The sequence below is a fragment of the Micromonospora sp. KC721 genome (genome assembly GCF_004348355.1).
Classification (GTDB): domain Bacteria; phylum Actinomycetota; class Actinomycetes; order Mycobacteriales; family Micromonosporaceae; genus Micromonospora.
The window spans coordinates 1-17,635 of record NZ_SMJY01000026.1; the positions used below are offsets into that span (position 1 = coordinate 1).

Here is a 17,635-nt window from a genome sequence, read left to right on the forward strand (position 1 = left end):
CCCGTGCCCGGCCCGGTCGACGCGCCACTGGAACGGCTCCGCGCCGGCCGCGACTTCGGCCCGAACGTGTACTCCACCATCGACGTGCTCTGGGTGCTCTACGACCGGATCCTGCGGATCACCCCGCAGAGCGTGAACGACCCGGACCGGGACCGTTTCCTGCTCTCCAAGGGACACGCCGTCGCCGGATACTACGCCGTCCTCGCCGCCAAGGGCTTCCTCCCCGACGACTGGCTGGACGACCAGGGCGGACCGGACAGCCCTCTCGGCGACCACCCCGACCGGCTGCTCGTCCCCGGCGTGGAGATCGGCTCCGGTTCCCTCGGCCATGGTCTCGGGCTGGGCGTCGGCACCGCGCTCGGGCTACGGGCCCAGGGGCGCACCACCGGCCGGGTGTACGTGCTGCTCGGCGACGCCGAACTCGACGAGGGCTCCAACCATGAGGCGATCGCGTACGCCGGCGCGACCGGGCTGGCCAACCTGACCGCGATCGTGCTGGACAACCGGTCCGCCAGCCACGGCTGGCCCGGCGGGGCGGCCAGCCGGTTCACCGTCAACGGGTGGACCGCCGCCACCGTCGACGGGCGCGACCACGATGCCCTGCACACCGCCCTCACCGGGCACGACGGACACCGGCCGCACGTGGTCGTCGCGGTCGTCACCGACCGGGGCCGGCCGTGATGCGGGAAGTCTTCGTCGACACCGCCAGCCGGTTCCTGGACGACCCACGAACCACGATCGTGCTGGCCGACATCTCCGCCGCCGCGTTCGCCCCGGCGGCCGCGCGGTACCCGGACCGGGTGCTGAACGTCGGCATCCGGGAACAGTTGATGATCGGGGTGGCCGGCGGGCTCGCGCTGACCGGCCAGCGACCGATCGTGCACAGCTACGCCCCGTTCCTGGTGGAGCGGACGTACGAGCAGATCAAGCTGGACCTCGACCACCAGGGCGTCGGCGCGGTGCTGGTCAGCATCGGGGCGTCGTACGACCGGGCAGCGGCGGGCCGTACCCACCTGTCCCCCGCCGACGTCAGCCTGATCGACACCCTGCACGGCTGGACGGTGCACGTGCCGGGACACCCGGACGAGGTACCCGAGTTGCTGCGGCGTGCGGTGTGTGGGCAGGGCTCGGCGTACCTGCGGCTGTCGACGCAGGTCAACACCCGGGCCTACGCCGGGGACGGGGAGCTGGTGGTGGTCCGCGACGCCGGGGCGGGCGCGGCGCTGCTGGTGGCGGTCGGCCCGGTGCTGGACGCCGCGCTGGCGGCGGTGGCCGACCGACCGGTGACGGTGGCCTACACCCATCGCCCGCGTCCGTTCGACACCGCCGGTCTGCGAGCGTTGGCCGGCACCGAGGTGATCCTGGTGGAGCCCTACCTGGCCGGTACGTCCACCCGGGTCGTGTCCGCGGCGCTGGCCGACCGGCCGCACCGGCTGCTCAGTCTCGGCGTGGGCCGGGCGGAGCTGCGCCGCTACGGCTCGCCCGAGGACCACCAGCGTTGGCACGGGCTGGACCCGGCCGGGTTACGCCGGTCGGTGGACGGGTTCCTGCAGTCAGCGAGCTGAGCCGGCGGGACGGCGGCGGGTGCGCTCCCGGCCGAGAATCCAGAGCGCCTCGACGCCGTCCTTCCAGGTGATCTTCTTGCCCTCCTCGCGACCACGGGCCCGGTAGCTGATCGGCACCTCGTAGGGGCGGATCCGTCGGCGCAGCAGCTTGCCGGTCACCTCCGCCTCCATGCCGAAACCACGGGACCGGATGTCGAGCGACCGGTAGAGCTCCACCGGCATCAGCTTGAAGCAGGTCTCCAGATCGCCGATGTAGGAGTTGAACAGGATGTTGGCGGCCATCGTCACGCCCTTGTTGCCCATCACGTACCAGAAGCTGTAGGCGCTGTGGCTGCCGAAGGTCCGGTTGCCGTAGACCACCGTGGCCCGGCCGTCGAGGACCGGGGCGAGCAGTCGCGGAATGTCCTGCGGGTCGTACTCCAGGTCGGCGTCGAGAATGACCATGTACTCGCCCGAGGCGTTGCCGACCGCCGTCCTGATCGCCGCGCCCTTGCCCGAGTTGCGCTGGTGGGTGATCACCCGCAACCGTGCGTCGTCGGCCCGACCGAGGATCTCACCGGTGCCGTCCCGGCTGCCGTCGTCGACCACCAGCAGCTCGATCTCGCACGGGTAGTCGACCGCCAACGCCTGTTTGAGGGCGTCCGCGATGCGTTCTTCCTCGTTGTAGACCGGCATGAGGATCGAGAGCTTCACGGGGATCGTCTCCACGGTGGGCACAGTGAGTCCGGCATAGCCTAGCCTGGCACAGCAGGCCGGACAGACCCCGCCGCCAGGGCCGTCCGGCAGGCGCCCATTCAGGCGGATGGTGTTTACTTCCGCCCATGTCGGCAGCCGGCTTCCTGGTCGTGGTGGCGTCCGCCGCCGCGTTCGTCGTGCTCATCTCGGTACTGCGTCCCCGCCACGAGGACGTGGTGGGGTCGTTGCGGCTGGCTGTCGTCCGAGCGGCGCTGGTGACCGGCGGCTACGCCGTACTCACCGTGGAGCTGCTCGGCGCGGTGGGCGCGCTGACCACGCCGGCCGTCGCGGTGGCGTGGCTACTGTTCCTGACCGGTGCCGTGCTGGCGCGTCGGCGGACCCGCCGGTCCGCCCGCCGATCCCGCGCGACGGTCGCCGCGGGCCGCAGGGCGCTGGTGGGCGCGGTCGTGTCCGGCGATGCCGGAGGCGTCGCGGCGGAAGGCGCGCCGGCCGGGCCCGCCGGCGATCCGGACGACGCGGGCCGGACGGCGCTGCACGGCGGGGTCGCAGGTGGGGTGGCCGACGTGCGCGACGGCGTCGCGACGGTGATGGCCGGCGCCCGCGCCCGGCTGGCCCACTTCCGGGATACGGCGAGCCGCGGCGAGCGGCTGCTGGCCGGCACGGTCGTCGGGATGGTGCTGGTGGAACTGCTCGTCGCGCTGCTCGCCGAGCCGAACAACTACGACTCGCAGACCTACCACCTGCCGAAGGTGGAGCACTGGGTGGCGCAGGGAAGCCTCGACTTCTGGCCGACCGCGATCCACCGCCAGGTGACCATCCCGCCCGGCGCCGAGTACCTGCTGCTGCACCTGCGCCTGCTCACCGGCGGGGACGCGCTGCACAACCTGGTGCAGTGGGCGGCCGGGATCGGTTGCCTGGTGGCGGCCACCCGAGTGGTGGCCCAGCTCGGCGGCGGACGGCGGGCCCAGCTGCTCACCGCCTTCCTGATCGCCACCACGCCGATGGTGGTACTCCAGGCCACCAGCACCCAGACCGACCTGGTGGCCGCCGCCTGGGCGGCGTGCGCGGGGACGCTGGCCCTGAACGGATTGCACCGACGGGCCGACCGGGCCGAGTTGCTGGCCCTCGGTGCGGCCACCGGGCTGACCGCGCTCACCAAGACCAGCGGGCTGATCGTGGTCGGCCCGCTGCTGGTGCTCTGGGGCGTCGCCCAGCTGCGGCTGGCGTTCCGCACCGCGCGGCCCGGTGTCGGGATGGCCCACACCGTGGCCGGATCCCTGCTGGTGCTGCTGGTCGGGGCGACGCTGGTGGGCCCGTTCCTGGCCCGGGTGACCGCCGAGTTCGGCCACCCGCTCGGACCGCCCCGACTGCGCGAGTCCATCCCGATGGAACGGCACGATCCCGCTGCGATCCTGGTCAACGCGCTGCGGATCGGGCACACCGCGTTCGACACCCCGCTCGGGCCGTTACGCGACGGCACCGCCGGGACAATCATGGAGGGTGCCCGGGCGATCGGCGTCGACCCGCAGGACCGGGACATCACCTTCGGCCGCGAGACCTTCCCGGTGCCCGCCTGGTACCCGGACGAGGACCGGGTGTCCTTCCCGTTGGCCGGCTCGCTGGCGCTGCTCGGGGCGGTGTTCGCGCTGACCCGCCCGGCCCGGATCAGCCCGGAGCGTGCCGGGACGCTGCGCGCGTACGCGACCGTGGTGGTGGTCGCCGTCCTGCTGCACACCTCGATGATCAAGTGGCAGACCTGGGGTAACCGGCTGCTGCTGTATGCGCTGGTGGCGGCGGTGCCGCTGGCCGGGCTCTGGCTCGACGCGCTGTTCCGGCGGCGGCCCGCCGCCCCCGGGCGACGCCCGGTGGCGGTGTCGCTGGCGGTGACCGTGCTGGCCACTTCCGCCCTGGCCGGCGTACTGAGCCTGTCGTACGGCTTCCCCCGCCGGCTGGTCGGTGCCGGCTCGGTTCTCACCACCTCCGAGTGGGACACCCGGTTCCTGCGCCGCCCGCAGTGGACCGACGAGTTCCGCTGGGCCGCCGCGGCGGTGCGGGCCAGTGGGGCGCGGCGGATCGGGCTGGTGCAGCAGAACGACAACTGGGAGTACCCCTGGTGGCTGCTGCTGCGCGACAGTGACGGCCGACCGCCGCAGCTGGTGGCGTTGCAGTCGGTTTTGCCCGACCGGCCTCCGGCCGACCCGGCGTCGGTCGACGCGATCGTCTGCACCGGCAGCGCCACGGCCTGCCGGAAGCTGATCCCGGTGGGCTGGCGGACCGAGTTCCGCGACTACGTCGGCTACGCCGTACCGCCCCACCGCTGACCCACCGCGTCGCCGCGCGGTCGGCCGGACGCGATGTGCGGCATGCGGGGGGTGTCTGTCGGTCCGGAACCCCGGGCTGGCGCAAGCCGAGCCGGTTGCGACAGTCAGCGGGCCGGTACGCGACGCGGACCCGACGCGACGGCGGACGCCGCGGTGACGGTGGCGACGACCCGTTCGGTGGTCGGGCGCAGTCGGGTACGGAAGGCATGGTGGAGCAGGGTGTCGAGGTGCCACACCTGCTTCGGGTGCGGCGTGTGGATGACGAACCGCTCGCGTACGCCGTCGATCGCGGTGGCGGCCAGCATGACCGACTGGTTACGCGGGTCCGGGCTCCAGGTGACGTTGCTCAGCTCGCGCAGTTCGGTGTTGAGGTGCAGGCGGAGTCGGTGCCAGACCCGGGTCTGCTGGGTGACCACCAGACGCCGGTGGGTGAGCAGAAGCAGGTATTCGCCGGTGGCCGCCCGGTCGGGACGGCTGCATCGGGCGACCAGGATGGTGGCGTCGCCCGAGCCCACGCACTGCCGGAAGACCGGCATGTGTCGGCTCACCGTCTGGACCGCCAGCCCCGTCTGCGCGGCGGCCGGCAGGAACGTTCGCGAGAAGACGTCCATGCCCTGACCAACGAGGCGTGAGCGGAGCGTGACGTGGGTCACTGTCGACTTTCTGGAAGTTCCACGTCACCCGTCGCACCGTCGGTGCGACATCCGCCCAGGTCAGCGAAGGGCCTGGGCCACCCGTGACCACAACGCCCGCGCCCACGGGCGGCCCGGCGACACCGTCGCCGACCGGTACCGGGTCGTCGGCAACTCCACGTCCAGGTAGTTGCTGTCGATGTTGATTGTGACGCCGCCCCAGGTCTCGTGGTGGTCGCCCCGATACTGCTTCATCCGCCGCTTCGGCACCCAGTGGGCCGACGGGATCTTCGGATCGGTGGTGGTCTGCACACCGTCCCAGTTGGCGAAGTCCAGCAGATCCGGCCGGACGTGCCCGACCCGGGAGTACGCGGCCACATGATCGGCCAGCCCGGCGGAGGCCACGTCGGTGTAGAGGCCGGACAGGTAGTCGTGGTCGTGCAGCCGCGCCGTCCAGGCGCTGCTGAACTCCAACACCGCGGTCGAGCAGGCGGCATTGCCCGCGGGGTAGCGCTCCATGTCCAGAATGATCGTGCTGCGGGCGGCGAGGCCGAGCTCGCGGGCCTTCGCCGCCGCGTCGTCGGCCGCCGCTCGGCCCTGGGCCGCCGCCCTGGCCGGGTCGATCCGCCGCTCGTACTTGGAGCAGGGCGCCTGGAGGCCGACGTAGAGCGGGAAGAACCGCCAACCCTTGGCCTGCTGCTTCGCCACCCAGCTCCGGGTCAGGTTGGCCTGCTTGCAGCCCCGGTTGACCCCGCCGATGTAGATGCCGAGCGCCCGGTACGGCGACGTCAACCACGCCGTCATGGCCGCGTCCGAGGGCGCGGCGCAGGTGTCGAAGCCGAGCCCGGTGAAGGTGCCGGGGTGCGGCCCGGTGTAGCCAGCGGCCCGCGCCGAACCGGCCGTGCCGCTGACCGGCGTCGTGGCGAGCAGCATCCCGGCCACGGCGGCGGTGAGCATCCGGCGGGCGGCCCGGCGCAGGCCCGGCACGGCAGAGCTGGTCGTCAAGGCTTCCCCGTTCTGAGCGGTCCTCCGACGGCGGAGCGGACATGGATCAGGCTCGACGCCGACCCGGAAGATCCTGCCGAACGGATGCCGCTCTGTCCACCCCGTGGCCGTCCACGGCGGACGCCGAACAGACGGCTGGCGCAGAGGCGAGGACGGTCGGGCGAACGACGAGCCGGCCGGTCAGACCGGCAGCGGGGCGAACAGCTCACCGAGCCAGCCGGGCACCGCCTCGGCGTACTCGGCCCGCGCCGGGTCGGCGGTGTCCAACGCCCGCCTCCAGGACAGCGCACGGCTGACCGTGGTCACCCGCATCGCCAGCCCGGCCGCCTCCCGCAGGACCGTCCGGTCGTACCGGTCGGTCCACGCTTCCAGGTACGCGTCCCGCAACCGCAGCAGCGCCGGGTCGCCCGGAGCCAACTTCTGGACGTGTCCCACCGAATTGAGCGTCACCAGCAGGGTGCCGAGCGGGTGTGCCACCGAGGCGTCCCCCCAGTCGAAGAAGCGGTACCCGTCGTCGGCGACGAAGACGTTGCCGTCGTGCAGGTCGTCGTGCTGGATGCTGGCCGGCATCCCGACCTCGGCGAGCCGACGGCACAGCCGGGCGAACTCCGCCCGGTACGCCCGCAGCCGCTCGTACGTACCGGCGTCGAGGCCGGCCGACGTGCCGAGCAGCAGCGCGTCGGTGTCGTCGAGCAACGCCGTGAACAGCCCTGGCAGTCGTTCCGGCCGGTGGTCGGGCAGTCCGTCGGCGAGCAGCTCGTCCACGTGCGGCGCGACGGTCGCCTGGAGTGCCGCGTACCCGGGCAGCAGTCGCTCCCAGTGCGTCAGGTCCTGACTTCCGGCCAGGGTCTCCCGCAGGCTGGGGCCGCCGTCCGGCAGCAGTGTCCAGCCCCGCTGCGGGTCCACGGCGATCGGCTCCAGCACCCGCCCGGGTGCGAGCCGGGCCAACGCCGCCAGCAGGGCCGCCTCGTGCCGGGTGCCCGGGTTGTTGGCCTTGAACCAGGCGTCACCGGCGTCGGTGGGCACCCGCCAGACCAGCGACCAGGGGCGGACGCGCGGCACGACCGGGCCGGTGACCCGACGACCGTGCCGGCCGAGGGAGTCGGCGACCCAGGCGAGGGCGTTCTCCTGCCATCGCGGGTCCGTCCAGTCGGGAGCGGAAGGAATTGTCACGCCGGCAGGCTAGGCGCGGTCGACCGAAGACGGCCAGCGAATTCAGAGCAGTTCGACGACCGTGGCGTTGGCCATGCCGCCGCCCTCGCACATGGTCTGCAGGCCGTACCGGATGCCGTTGTCCCGCATGTGCTGGAGCATGGTGGTCATGATGCGGGCGCCACTGGCCCCGAGCGGGTGACCGAGGGCGATCGCGCCGCCGCGCGGGTTGAGCCGCTCCGGGTCGGCCTCGGTCTCCGCCAGCCAGGCGAGTGGGACCGGGGCGAACGCCTCGTTCACCTCGTACACGCCGATCTCCTCGATGCCCAGCCCCGCCCGGCGCAGCGCCCTGGCGGTGGCTGGAATCGGTGCGGTGAGCATGGTGACCGGGTCGTCGGCGGCGACCACGGCGGTGTGCACGCGGGCCAGCGGTCGCAGCCCGTGCCGGCTGGCCCACTCGCTGGTGGTGACGGCGAGGGCGGCGGCCCCGTCGGAGATCTGCGAGGCCGAGCCGGCGGTGACCACCCCGTCGGCGCGGAACGGGGTGGCCAGCTCGGCGAGCGCCGCCAACGAGGTGTCCCGCCGGATGCCCTCGTCGGCGGCGAGCGTGCCACCGTCGGGAAGCGGCACCGGGGCCAGCTCCGGGTCGAACGCCCCGGCGTCCTGCGCGGCGGCGGCCTTCTCGTGGCTGGCCAGGGCGAACTCGTCGAGCTGGGTACGGGAGAAGTGCCAGCGGGCGGCGATCAGCTCAGCACCGACTCCCTGGTGGAACGGGACCGGCTGGTCGTGGGCGAACCCCTCGACCCCGCGGTAGCGGGCGCGGACGCGGTCGCTGAACGGGCTGCCTCCGACGGCGTTGGCGCCCATCGGCACCCGGGTCATCGACTCGACGCCGCCGGCCACCACCAGGTCGGCCTGGCCGGACGCCACGGCGGCGGCGGCGAAGTGCAGCGCCTGTTGGCTGGAGCCGCACTGTCGGTCCAGGGTGGTGCCGGGAACCGACTCGGGCCAGCCGGCGGCCAGTACGGCGGTGCGGCCGATGTTCCAGCACTGCTCGCCGACCTGGGAGACGCAGCCCCAGACCACGTCGTCGACCTGGGCGGGGTCGATGCCGGTGCGCTCGGCGAGGGCCCGCAGCACGTGCGCCGAGAGGTCGGCCGGGTGCACGCCGGCCAGGCTGCCGTTGCGCCGTCCGACGGGGGTGCGTACCGCGCCCACGATGACCGCGTCACTCATCACTACTCCCCGGTAACCTCGCCCTGCCGTCGATCGTACGCCCTGCCGGGGCCAGGTGTCCGCCGCCGGACTGGCATGCTGGGAGCGTGCCGTTCCCATCGTCCCCAGCCCATCGGTGGCGGGTGCCGCCGGCCCTGCCGGTGGTGAAGCTGGTCGGCGCGGTCGCGCTCACCGCGCTCGGCCTGGTCCTCTCCGGCGGCGACCCGGTCGCTCTGGTGCTCGCCCTCGTCGTGGCCGCCGGATTGACCGCCTGGGCGGCGCGGGACCTGCTCCTGCCGGTCCGGCTCACCGCCGACGCGGACGGTGTCACCGTGATCGAGGGCTTCGCCGGTCGGCGGCGGCTACCGTGGGCCTCGATCGAGGCGATCGGCGTGGCGCGGCGCAGCCGGTTCGGGCTGACCGCCGAGACCCTGGAGATCGACGCCGGGGACTCGCTGCACCTGTTCGGCCGGTACGACCTGGACGCCCCGCCCGACGAGGTGGCCGAGACGCTGCGCGCGGCCCGGCCGGACTGAGCCGGCGACGACCGGGCGAAGCGGCGCGACGAGGCCTGGCCGGCTCAGCCGAGCAGCGCCGCCGTCCGCACCAGCGCCAGGCCGAACAGCAGCACCAGGATGACCCCGGCGCCGCCGGCCTGGAAGACCGACCGGCGCGTCCGAGGCGCGTACGCCAGCACCCAGGCCATCGCAGCACCGGTGAGCAGGCCACCGATGTGCCCGGGGATGGAGATGTTCGGCACGGTGAACGTGAAGATCAGGTTGATCACCAGGATCGGCAGGATCGCCGAGGTGTCCCGGCCGAGCCGGCGCATCAGCACGAACACGGCGGCGAAGAGGCCGAAGACCGCGGTCGAGGCGCCGGCCGACGCGGTGTTGGGGGCGCTGAACACGTACGCCGCGACGTTGCCGCCGAGACCGGCGATCAGATAGAGCGCGAGGAAGCGCAGCGGCCCGAGGAGGGCCTCCAGGTCCCGCCCCAGCACCCAGAGCGCCCACATGTTCAACAGCAGGTGCACCAGGCCGTAGTGCAGGAACATCGCGGTGACCAGCCGGTACCACTCGCCCGCGGCGACCCCGTGCATCGGCCCGAAGTCGACGTACCAGGCGTAGCCGATCACCGAGCCCCACTGGGTCAACGGGGTGCCGCCGCCGAGCAGGCCGCCCAGGCCGGCGCCGCCGACCATCGCGTCGCCACCCCGGTCACTGGCGATGGAGAGCACCATCACCAGCAGGTTCAGCGCGATCAGGGTCCGGGTGACGAGGCCGCGACGGCCGGCCGTACCGCCACCGAAGGCGGTACGTGCCGGCCGTACGCTGCGGCGGCCCTCGTTCACGCACTCCGGGCACTGGTGGCCGACGGAGGCGTCCCGCATGCAGTCCGGGCAGATCGATCGGTCGCAGCGGGTGCACCGGATGTACGTCTCCCGGTCGGGATGGCGGTAGCAGACCGGCGTGGTCGGCATCGACCCGCCGGTGGCGTCGCCGGCCGGCCCGGGGCGTTCAGTCATGCGTGCAAAGGTACCTCGCGCCGACCCTCAGGCCTTGTGCTCGATCTCGACCCGCTCGATCACCACGTCCTGCAGCGGCCGGTCGTTGGGGCCGGTCGGGGTGCTCGCGATGCTGTCCACGACCTTCGCCGACTGCTCGTCGGCGACCTGACCGAAGATGGTGTGCCGGTTGTTCAGATGCGGCGTCGGCGCGACCGTGATGAAGAACTGCGAGCCGTTGGTGCCCGGCCCGGCATTCGCCATGGCCAGCAGGTACGGCCGGTCGAAGCGCAGCTCCGGGTGGAACTCGTCACCGAACTTGTAACCCGGGCCGCCCCGGCCGGTGCCGGTGGGGTCACCCATCTGGATCATGAAACCGCTGATCACGCGGTGCGAGATGGTCCCGTCGTAGTACGGGCCGCTGCCCGGCTGACCGGTGCGCGGATCGACGTATTCCTTGTTGCCCTCGGCCAGGTCCACGAAGTTGCGGACCGTCTTCGGGGCGTGGTTGGGGAAGAGCTCCAGCCGGATCGGGCCGGCGTTGGTGTGCAGGGTGGCGTAGACAGCCTCGGCCACGGGTACTCCTCACTCGTCGGTCAGTTCCATGCGGATCCTCCCATGTGCCCGATCTGGCAGTGCGGAGGCATCCGAAGGTGGAGGATGACGAAGGAACAACTCCCAGGAGGTGGGACCGTGTTTGGAATCGGGCGGCGCAAGACCCAGGGGCAGCTCGCGAGGGTCGAGCTCAACCAGAGCATCGGTCACCTGAAGCAGGCCGCGGCGCACGCGGCGAAGGGTGCCGGCGCCACGGTCGGCCCGCGGGTCCGGGCGGCCCGGGGCACCGTCGTGCCGACCGCCGTCATGGTGCGGGACAAGGCGTCCAGCGGTGTCGGGTCGACGATGGCCGCGCTGGCCCCGCTGGCCCTGGCCGTCCGCAGCGCGCAGGCCGGAGCGGCGGGCCGGGTCGTCACCGGTAAGAAGGTCGCCGCGGCCAAGCAGGACGCGCTGACCCGAAAGGCGAAGGCCAGGAACCTCAAGAAGCGGAAGAAGTCGCGGGGCGGCATGATGACCGGCCTGCTGGCCGCCGGCGCGGTCGCCGGTGTGGCCGGCGCGATGGCCCTGCGCCGTCGCCGCGAGCAGCAGGAGTGGGCCGAGTACGACCCCACCCGCACCGCCGATCCGATCAGCGACGAGGTCGACACCCTGGTGGTGGAGACGCCCACCGCCACCGGCGCCCCGGTGACCGACGCGTCGACGATGTCGAGCTCCGCCGGCACGGCCGGTGGCCCGACCGGCGCGGGCAGTTCGGCGGTGGCCGGCGGGGACAGCGCCTCGACCACCACCCCGGGTGCCCACCCGAAGGTGCACCCCAACGACAGGGTGCCGTCGGTCGCCGAAGGCGCCACGGATGTCTCCGGCCGCCCGGCGGACGACGTGTCCACGGCGCTCGGCAAGGGCACGGCCCGGTCCGGCAGCCGTCACTGACTTGACGGGTGTCGCCGGTGGCGCGGGGTGTCCCCCGCGCCACCGGCGTTTCCGGCCCGGGACGCCGCCCGCCGTCAGAGCCAGCCGTTGCGGCGGAACCAGCGGTACAGCGAGATCGAGACGGCCAGCATGATGGCCAGTACGCCCGGATAGCCGTACGTCCATCGCAACTCGGGCATGTTGTCGAAGTTCATTCCGTAGATGCCGGCGAACGCGGTCCACACCGCGGCGATGGCCGCCCACGCGGCGATCTTGCGCATGTCGTTGTTCTGGTCGACGGTGACCTGCGCCAGCCGGGCCTGAAGGATCGAGTTCAGCAGGTCGTCGTAGGCGTTGACCTGCTCGACGGTACGACTGAGGTGGTCCTGCACGTCGCGGAAGTAGCGTCGCACCTCCGCCGGCACCTCCCGGTTGATCTCGTCGACCAGGGTGAGCAGCGGTCGTTGCAACGGCACCACCGCCCGCTTGAACTCCACCAGTTCCCGCTTCATCTGGTAGATCCGCTGGATCCGCCCGCTGCCCTGCGGGGCGAAGACGTCGGCCTCCAGCACGTCGAGGTCGTCCTCCAGCCGGTCGGCGACCTCCAGGTAGTGGTCGACCACCCGGTCGGTGATCGCGTACGCCACGGCCCACCTGCCGTGCCGCAGCAGTTCCCGCTTGGCCTCCAGGTCGGCGCGGACCGGCGCAAGCCGGCAGGCGTCGCCGTGCCGGACGCTGATCAGGAAGTCCGGTCCGATGAAAAGCATCACCTGGCCGGTCTCCACCACCTCGGAGTTCTCGGTCAGCTCGGTGTGCTCGCAGTAGCGCGCGGTCCGCAGCACCAGGAAGCTGACCTCCCCGAAGCGCTCCAGCTTGGGGCGCTGCTGCGCCTTGACCGCGTCCTCCACCGCCAGCTCGTGCAGGCCGTACGTCTCGGCGATGGCGGTCATCTCGGACAGGTCCGGCTCGTGCAGTCCCAGCCAGACGAACGCGTCGCGTTCCCGGCGGGCGGCTTCCCGCGCCTCGGCGTAGTGCCACTGGCCGGGCTGTCGTTCCCCACCGATGTAAAGGGCGCAGTCGACCACCCCGCTGCGGTCCGGCCCGGCCGGTTCTGGCGTACGTGGGGTGCCGTCCGCGTTGAGGATGCGGGACATGGCTCGGACGGGTGCCGCCCAGGCGCGCGGGCTGAGCACCCGACCGGTGTGCTGGGTCGACCGCTCCCGCTGGCTGCGATCCGTCACGGCGTCCTCCTCCCCCACGGTGTGCGGCTTGCAGGGTACGCCGCCGGACCAGCCGCTACCGGGCAGCCGCCAGCAGTGACCGATGTCACCGTGTGTCCTCGCCGGTCGGGTCCGACCCGGCTTGGAGACGGGGTGTCGGTGCGCCGCCCGACGGGTGGATCGGGCCGTGGTCAGGGGGTGAGGGACGGCCCGACCCACCCGCGCCTCGGCGGGAGGGCGAGGTGATGCCGTGGGACGGCGTCGTGGGCGGCGTTCCACGGAGCAGACCGGGGATGCGAGCGACGCTCGCAGCATTGTGCGACAGGCGGCCGGCCCCGGGTTGACCCGAGCCGGCCGCCTGTCGATTACTGTCGGAAACCCGACACACTTCCTGGCCGCCGACGCGGCCATCGCTGCTCAGCCGCGAACGGCGGCCATCGCCTCCGCGAGGCGGCGCACGCCCTCGTCGATCCGGTCCACGGTCACCGCCGAGAAGGCCAACCGCAGCGCGTGCTGCCCGCCGTCGACCATGAAGTCGCTCCCCTTCACCACGGCGACACCGCGGTCGGCCGCCGCCGGGGCGAGCTTCTCCACGTCCACGTCCTGCGGGAACTCCACCCACAGGAAGTAGCCGCCGTCCGGCTCCACGAAGCTGGCCTCGGGAATGTGCCGGCGCAGCGACTCGGCGAGCACCCGGGCCCGCTCGCCCAGCGCGGTGGAGACCGTCTCGATGGACCGCTGGATGTCGCCGGAGACACTGAACTGGTGCACGATCGCCTGGGAGACCATGCCGGGCGAGATGTAGAGGTTGGTCGCCTTCCGGGCGATGTCGGCGATCAGGTCCGCCGGCCCGACAAGGTACCCGACCCGGACGCCCGGGCAGACCGTCTTGGTGAAGCTGGACGCGTGCACCACCACGCCGCGGGTGTCCATCGAGAGCATCGACGGCAGCGCCTCACCGCGGAACCGGATGTCGGCGTACGGGTCGTCCTCGAAGATGGTGAACCCGTACTCGGCGGCCAGGTCGAGCAGTTCACGTCGCTTCTCCAGGGAGAGGGTCACCCCGGCCGGGTTCTGGTAGTTCGGGATGACGTGGGCGAGCTTCGGCCGCACCCCGGACTCCAGCAGCTTGCGCAACTCGGCGGTGTCCAGGCCGTCCGGCTGGATGGTGACGCCGTGAATCTCCCCGCCCATCTTCTGCAGGTTGAGCAGGGTCCGGTCGTACGTCGGGCGCTCCACCACCACGGCGTCGCCACGGCGGACGAGGTGGTCGAAGAGGAACGCGTCCGCCTGGAGCGAGCCGTTGGTGATCAGCACCTGCTCCGGGGTGACCCCGTGCTTCTCCGCGACCCACCTGCGCAGGGGCGGGTAGCCGACGGAGGTGCCGTACGCCGTGACCCCGGCGGGGTCGGCGTCGAAGGCGCGGACGGCGGCGGCCTTCAGACCCTCGACATCCACGATGTCGAGCGAGGGCGCGCCACGGGCGAACGAGATCAACTGCTCGGCGGTCATGGGCACGAGCCTAGGGCCTGCCCCGGTCGCCGTGACCGGCATACACGCCAAGTTCAACATGCGGGCAGGTGATCACGGGTACGGGCACGCCGGAGCGGCCCTGGCGCAGACCACATCGATCGGCTACCGGACGCGGTGGGTCAGCCGATCGCCTGCCGCTGCTGCGACCAGACCCGCATCAGGTCACGTACCGAAATGACCCCGGCCACCTCCTGGCCGTCCAGCACCACCAGGTGCCGGAAGCCACCCCGGGCCATCGCGGCGGCGGCCTCCTCCACCGTCCAGTCCGGACCGGCGTAGACGACGTCCCAGCTCACGTGGGCCCCGGTCCGTTCCACGTCGCAGTCGAGCCCCGCCCCGACGGCGTTGAGCAGATCACGTTCGGTCATGATGCCGACCCCTTGCGAGTCGGGATCGATCACCACCGCCGAGCCCACCCGACGGGCCGACATCATCCGGGCCGCCTGGCGGAGCGTGTGCTCCGGGCCGACCACGAGCACCTGCTTGGACATCGCTTCCCGAACCTGCACGACGCATCACCCCTGTGGGACGGTGGCACCCGGTACCCACATGGTGGGCCCACCGGCAGGCCGGGACAAGAGCCGGCGGCGACATGAGGCACACCAGCGGTACGACGGGCCGGCCGCCGCCCTGACCGTCGGGCCCGCACCCGGCTCGGCACGCCGGCCGACCGGCCCGGCTGATCGTCCGGTTGGCCGAAGGCCGGTCGGCACACGCGGCTATCCTCCACGGTGACCTGGGAGTCGTACGAGGGAGGACCCTGCATGATCGGGATGGTGCTGGCGGCCGGGGCGGGACGCCGGCTGCGGCCGTACACCGACACGCTGCCCAAGGCGTTGGTGCCGGTGGACGGGGACACCACCATCCTCGACATCGCGCTGCGCAACCTGGCGGAGGTGGGGCTGACCGAGATCGTGATCGTCGTCGGGTACGCCGCCGACGCGGTCGTCTCCCGCCGGGCGGAGCTGGAGCGGCGCTACGGCGTCCAGCTCACCCTGGTGCACAACGACAAGGCCGAGGAGTGGAACAACGCGTACTCGCTCTGGCTGGCCCGGGAACACTTCGCCCGGGGCGTACTGCTGGTCAACGGCGACACCGTGCATCCGGTGAGCGTGGAGAAGACCCTGCTGGCCGAGCGCGGCCCGGGCATCCTGCTCGCCGTCGACACCGTCAAGACGCTGGCCGAGGAGGAGATGAAGACCACCTTCGACGCCGCCGGCCAGCTCACCCGGATCACCAAGCTGATGGACCCGGGCCAGGCGTACGGCGAGTACATCGGCGCGACGCTGATCGAGCCGCGGGTGGCCGACGCGCTCGCCGACGCGCTGGAGGCGACCTGGCGGCGCGACCCGAACCTCTACTACGAGGACGGCTACCAGGAGTTCGCCGACCGCGGCGGCGAGGTGCGGGCCGCGCCCATCGGTGACGTCGCCTGGGTCGAGGTCGACAACCACGAGGATCTGGCCCGGGCGCGGGAGATCGCGTGCCGCTACTAGCCCGTACCGTGCTGACCCCGCTGCACATCGACGTGCGCCGGGGCGCGGTGGCCGACCTCGGCGCGATCCTCGCCGACGGGCGGATCTCCGCCGGTGGTGACGTGGCGGTGGTGGTGGGGCCGGGGCAGGGCGAGCGGATCGCCGAGCTGATCCGGCCGTCGCTGCGCTCCGCCGACGTGTTCACCGTGGCCGGGGGCACCCTGGAAGCCGCCGACGACCTGGGGAGCAAGCTGCGCGCCCGGTCGTACGACGCGGTGGTCGGCATCGGCGGCGGCAAGACGATAGACGTGGCCAAGTACGCCGCCACCCGGCGCGGGCTGCCCATGGTGTCGGTGGCGACCAGCCTGGCCCACGACGGCATCGCCTCGCCGGTGGCCAGCCTGGTCAGCGAGGGCCACAAGGGCTCCTACGGGGTGCACATCCCGATCGCGGTCATCGTCGACCTGGATTTCGTCGAGAGCGGCCCGGACCGGACCAACCGGGCGGGCATCGGGGACGCGGTCAGCAACATCAGCGCCCTGGCCGACTGGGAGCTGGCCCGACAGGTGCGCGGCGAGCCGGTCGACGGGTTGGCCGCCTCGCTGGCCCGGATGGGCGCCGAGGCGGTGCTCGCCCACTCCGGGGACATGAGCGACGACGTGTTCGTCACGGTGCTCGCCGAAGCGTTGATCTCCAGCGGCCTGGCGATGGCGGTCTGCGGCACCAGCCGGCCGGCCAGCGGTGGCTGCCACGAGATCATGCACGCCGTCGACGCGCTCTACCCGGGCACCGCCTCGCACGGCGAACTCGCCGGTCTCGGGGCGCTGTTCTGCACCTGGCTGCGCGGCGACCGCCGCCGGTTCGCGGAGATGTCGGCCTGTCTGGCCCGCCACCACCTGCCCCGGCTCCCCGCCGACGTGGGGCTCACCGACGACCAGTTCGTCGAGGCGGTGCAGTTCGCGCCCGGCACCCGGCCGGACCGGTACACCATCCTGGAGCACCTGGCGATGTCGCCTTCCGAGACGCGGGAGCGGCTGGCAGACTACGCCGGTGCAATCCGCGACCACTGTGGTTGAGTCCCGTCCCACCGTCGCCGACTTCCACCGGGTGAACCGGGGTGGCGGCCTGTTCAGCGAGTCGGTCAGCCAGTGGATCGGTGCGGTCTTCGCGCTGGTCGCCCAGCGGGTCGGGCTGCGCCCGACCGCGCTGACCATCACCAACCTGGTGCTCGGTCTGGCCACCTCGGTGACCGTGGTGGCCCTCGCCGGCCGGGTCGCCGCCGGCGACGTCCCGGCCTGGGTGGTGGGGCTGGTCGCGCTGGTCGGCTGGCAGGTCGCGTACGCCCTGGACTGCGCCGACGGGCAGCTCGCCCGGGTCACCGGCACCGGCAGTTCGGCAGGGGCCCGGGTGGACGTGCTCTGCGACGTGGCCGCCCAGATCGCGCTGGCCGCCGCGCTCGGCGCGACCGCCGTGGCGCAGCGGCCGGGCACGCCGTCCTGGCTGGTGGCGGTCTTCGCCGGCACCTGGATGGTGAACCTGGTGACCTCGGTGATGCAGTCCGGCCCGAACGCGGCCAGCATGGTCACCTCGACCTCCCTGCCGGTACGCCTGGTCAAGCTGGTCCGAGACTACGGCGCGGTGATCTTCGTGGCGGCGCTGGTGCTGATGCTGGCTCCCGCGCTCACCTTCTGGGTGGTCGTGGCGTTCACCGTGGTCAACGGCGGTTTCCTGCTGGCCAGCATCGCCTTCTCCGCCCGCGCCTCGCTGCGCTGACCCGCCCCGGCGAGCGGGCCGCGATACGGCGCGATCCGCGTCACTCCGCCACCAGAAGACCCACACGGCGCATTCGG

General features: G+C 72.5%; 18 protein-coding genes. 8 read left to right on the forward strand and 10 right to left on the reverse strand.

Annotated elements, in window-relative coordinates; genetic code table 11:
• Positions 1-3 precede the first annotated feature (3 nt).
• On the forward strand, positions 4-681 hold the full coding sequence (locus E1182_RS07360) for a transketolase (protein ID WP_132262378.1): 678 nt from the start codon (positions 4-6) through the stop codon (positions 679-681).
• Complete coding sequence (locus tag E1182_RS07365) at positions 681-1,565, forward strand: transketolase family protein (protein ID WP_132262302.1); 885 nt, start codon at positions 681-683, stop codon at positions 1,563-1,565. Before E1182_RS07360 ends, E1182_RS07365 begins: the two co-directional genes overlap by 1 nt.
• On the opposite strand, the gene E1182_RS07370 is transcribed toward E1182_RS07365, so the two are convergent.
• Positions 1,554-2,258, reverse strand: a complete 705-nt coding sequence (locus tag E1182_RS07370) for a glycosyltransferase family 2 protein (RefSeq protein ID WP_132262381.1) — start codon at positions 2,256-2,258, stop codon at positions 1,554-1,556. The two genes, E1182_RS07365 and E1182_RS07370, sit on opposite strands and share 12 nt — an antisense overlap.
• A gap of 128 nt (positions 2,259-2,386) precedes the next feature.
• Here E1182_RS07370 and E1182_RS07375 point away from each other — a divergent pair, with 128 nt between their 5' ends.
• Positions 2,387-4,582 (forward strand): DUF2142 domain-containing protein, encoded by a 2,196-nt coding sequence (locus tag E1182_RS07375; RefSeq protein WP_132262304.1) that lies wholly within the window; start codon positions 2,387-2,389, stop codon positions 4,580-4,582.
• 104 nt (positions 4,583-4,686) lie between these two features.
• Here E1182_RS07375 and E1182_RS07380 read toward each other — a convergent pair whose 3' ends face one another.
• The 4 genes from E1182_RS07380 to E1182_RS07395 form a co-directional block, all read right to left on the reverse strand.
• Positions 4,687-5,193, reverse strand: coding sequence for a hypothetical protein (locus E1182_RS07380; RefSeq protein WP_132262383.1), 507 nt, complete (start codon positions 5,191-5,193; stop codon positions 4,687-4,689).
• Between the two features lie 102 nt (positions 5,194-5,295).
• Positions 5,296-6,219: a DUF1906 domain-containing protein gene (locus E1182_RS07385; RefSeq protein ID WP_132262306.1), complete on the reverse strand. Its 924-nt coding sequence runs from the start codon at positions 6,217-6,219 to the stop codon at positions 5,296-5,298.
• Between the two features lie 180 nt (positions 6,220-6,399).
• Positions 6,400-7,392 carry a phosphotransferase gene (locus E1182_RS07390; RefSeq protein WP_132262308.1) on the reverse strand — a complete coding sequence of 331 codons (993 nt, stop codon included), beginning with the start codon at positions 7,390-7,392 and terminating at the stop codon, positions 6,400-6,402.
• A 42-nt stretch (positions 7,393-7,434) separates the two neighbouring features.
• The gene (locus tag E1182_RS07395; protein WP_132262311.1) at positions 7,435-8,607 is read right to left on the reverse strand and encodes an acetyl-CoA C-acyltransferase; all 1,173 of its coding nucleotides are present in this window, start codon (positions 8,605-8,607) and stop codon (positions 7,435-7,437) included.
• Between the two features lie 86 nt (positions 8,608-8,693).
• Here E1182_RS07395 and E1182_RS07400 point away from each other — a divergent pair, with 86 nt between their 5' ends.
• Positions 8,694-9,122 carry a PH domain-containing protein gene (locus tag E1182_RS07400; protein ID WP_243706081.1) on the forward strand — a complete coding sequence of 143 codons (429 nt, stop codon included), beginning with the start codon at positions 8,694-8,696 and terminating at the stop codon, positions 9,120-9,122.
• 44 nt (positions 9,123-9,166) lie between these two features.
• Here the strand turns inward: E1182_RS07400 and E1182_RS07405 are convergent, their stop codons facing one another.
• Positions 9,167-10,114, reverse strand: a complete 948-nt coding sequence (locus E1182_RS07405) for a rhomboid family intramembrane serine protease (protein WP_371687522.1) — start codon at positions 10,112-10,114, stop codon at positions 9,167-9,169.
• Positions 10,115-10,141: 27 nt separating this feature from the next.
• On the reverse strand, positions 10,142-10,669 hold the full coding sequence (locus E1182_RS07410) for a peptidylprolyl isomerase (RefSeq protein WP_132262313.1): 528 nt from the start codon (positions 10,667-10,669) through the stop codon (positions 10,142-10,144).
• 84 nt (positions 10,670-10,753) lie between these two features.
• Between E1182_RS07410 and E1182_RS07415 the strand changes: the two genes are divergently transcribed.
• Positions 10,754-11,578, forward strand: a complete 825-nt coding sequence (locus tag E1182_RS07415; protein ID WP_132262315.1) for a hypothetical protein — start codon at positions 10,754-10,756, stop codon at positions 11,576-11,578.
• 74 nt (positions 11,579-11,652) lie between these two features.
• On the opposite strand, the gene corA is transcribed toward E1182_RS07415, so the two are convergent.
• The 3 genes from corA to E1182_RS07430 all read right to left on the reverse strand — a co-directional run bounded on the left by corA (position 11,653) and on the right by E1182_RS07430 (position 14,819).
• Positions 11,653-12,798 carry a magnesium/cobalt transporter CorA gene (corA, locus tag E1182_RS07420; RefSeq protein ID WP_132262317.1) on the reverse strand — a complete coding sequence of 382 codons (1,146 nt, stop codon included), beginning with the start codon at positions 12,796-12,798 and terminating at the stop codon, positions 11,653-11,655.
• 396 nt (positions 12,799-13,194) lie between these two features.
• Complete coding sequence (locus tag E1182_RS07425) at positions 13,195-14,289, reverse strand: PLP-dependent aminotransferase family protein (protein WP_132262319.1); 1,095 nt, start codon at positions 14,287-14,289, stop codon at positions 13,195-13,197.
• Positions 14,290-14,429: 140 nt separating this feature from the next.
• Entirely contained in the window at positions 14,430-14,819 is a 390-nt protein-coding gene (locus E1182_RS07430) for a cyclic nucleotide-binding/CBS domain-containing protein (protein ID WP_132262321.1), read from the reverse strand.
• A gap of 255 nt (positions 14,820-15,074) precedes the next feature.
• Between E1182_RS07430 and E1182_RS07435 the strand changes: the two genes are divergently transcribed.
• Genes E1182_RS07435 through E1182_RS07445 form a run of 3 tightly spaced genes read left to right on the forward strand, consistent with a single transcriptional unit; the run spans position 15,075 to position 17,558 of the window.
• Positions 15,075-15,806 (forward strand): sugar phosphate nucleotidyltransferase, encoded by a 732-nt coding sequence (locus tag E1182_RS07435; protein ID WP_132262323.1) that lies wholly within the window; start codon positions 15,075-15,077, stop codon positions 15,804-15,806.
• On the forward strand, positions 15,794-16,861 hold the full coding sequence (locus tag E1182_RS07440; protein WP_132262325.1) for an iron-containing alcohol dehydrogenase family protein: 1,068 nt from the start codon (positions 15,794-15,796) through the stop codon (positions 16,859-16,861). Before E1182_RS07435 ends, E1182_RS07440 begins: the two co-directional genes overlap by 13 nt.
• Positions 16,836-17,558 carry a CDP-alcohol phosphatidyltransferase family protein gene (locus tag E1182_RS07445; RefSeq protein WP_132262328.1) on the forward strand — a complete coding sequence of 241 codons (723 nt, stop codon included), beginning with the start codon at positions 16,836-16,838 and terminating at the stop codon, positions 17,556-17,558. Before E1182_RS07440 ends, E1182_RS07445 begins: the two co-directional genes overlap by 26 nt.
• Positions 17,559-17,635 lie beyond the last annotated feature (77 nt).

Excerpts from the sequence above, each read along its gene's own strand:
- E1182_RS07380 (WP_132262383.1), bottom strand. The coding sequence starts at position 5,193 with ATGGACGTCTTCTCGCGAACGTTCCTGCCGGCCGCCGCGCAGACGGGG.
- E1182_RS07395 (WP_132262311.1), bottom strand. The coding sequence starts at position 8,607 with ATGAGTGACGCGGTCATCGTGGGCGCGGTACGCACCCCCGTCGGACGG.
- E1182_RS07415 (WP_132262315.1), top strand. The coding sequence starts at position 10,754 with ATGACGAAGGAACAACTCCCAGGAGGTGGGACCGTGTTTGGAATCGGG.
- E1182_RS07405 (WP_371687522.1), bottom strand. The coding sequence starts at position 10,114 with ATGACTGAACGCCCCGGGCCGGCCGGCGACGCCACCGGCGGGTCGATG.
- E1182_RS07365 (WP_132262302.1), top strand. The coding sequence starts at position 681 with ATGCGGGAAGTCTTCGTCGACACCGCCAGCCGGTTCCTGGACGACCCA.
- E1182_RS07425 (WP_132262319.1), bottom strand. The coding sequence starts at position 14,289 with ATGACCGCCGAGCAGTTGATCTCGTTCGCCCGTGGCGCGCCCTCGCTC.
- E1182_RS07435 (WP_132262323.1), top strand. The coding sequence starts at position 15,075 with ATGATCGGGATGGTGCTGGCGGCCGGGGCGGGACGCCGGCTGCGGCCG.
- E1182_RS07375 (WP_132262304.1), top strand. The coding sequence starts at position 2,387 with ATGTCGGCAGCCGGCTTCCTGGTCGTGGTGGCGTCCGCCGCCGCGTTC.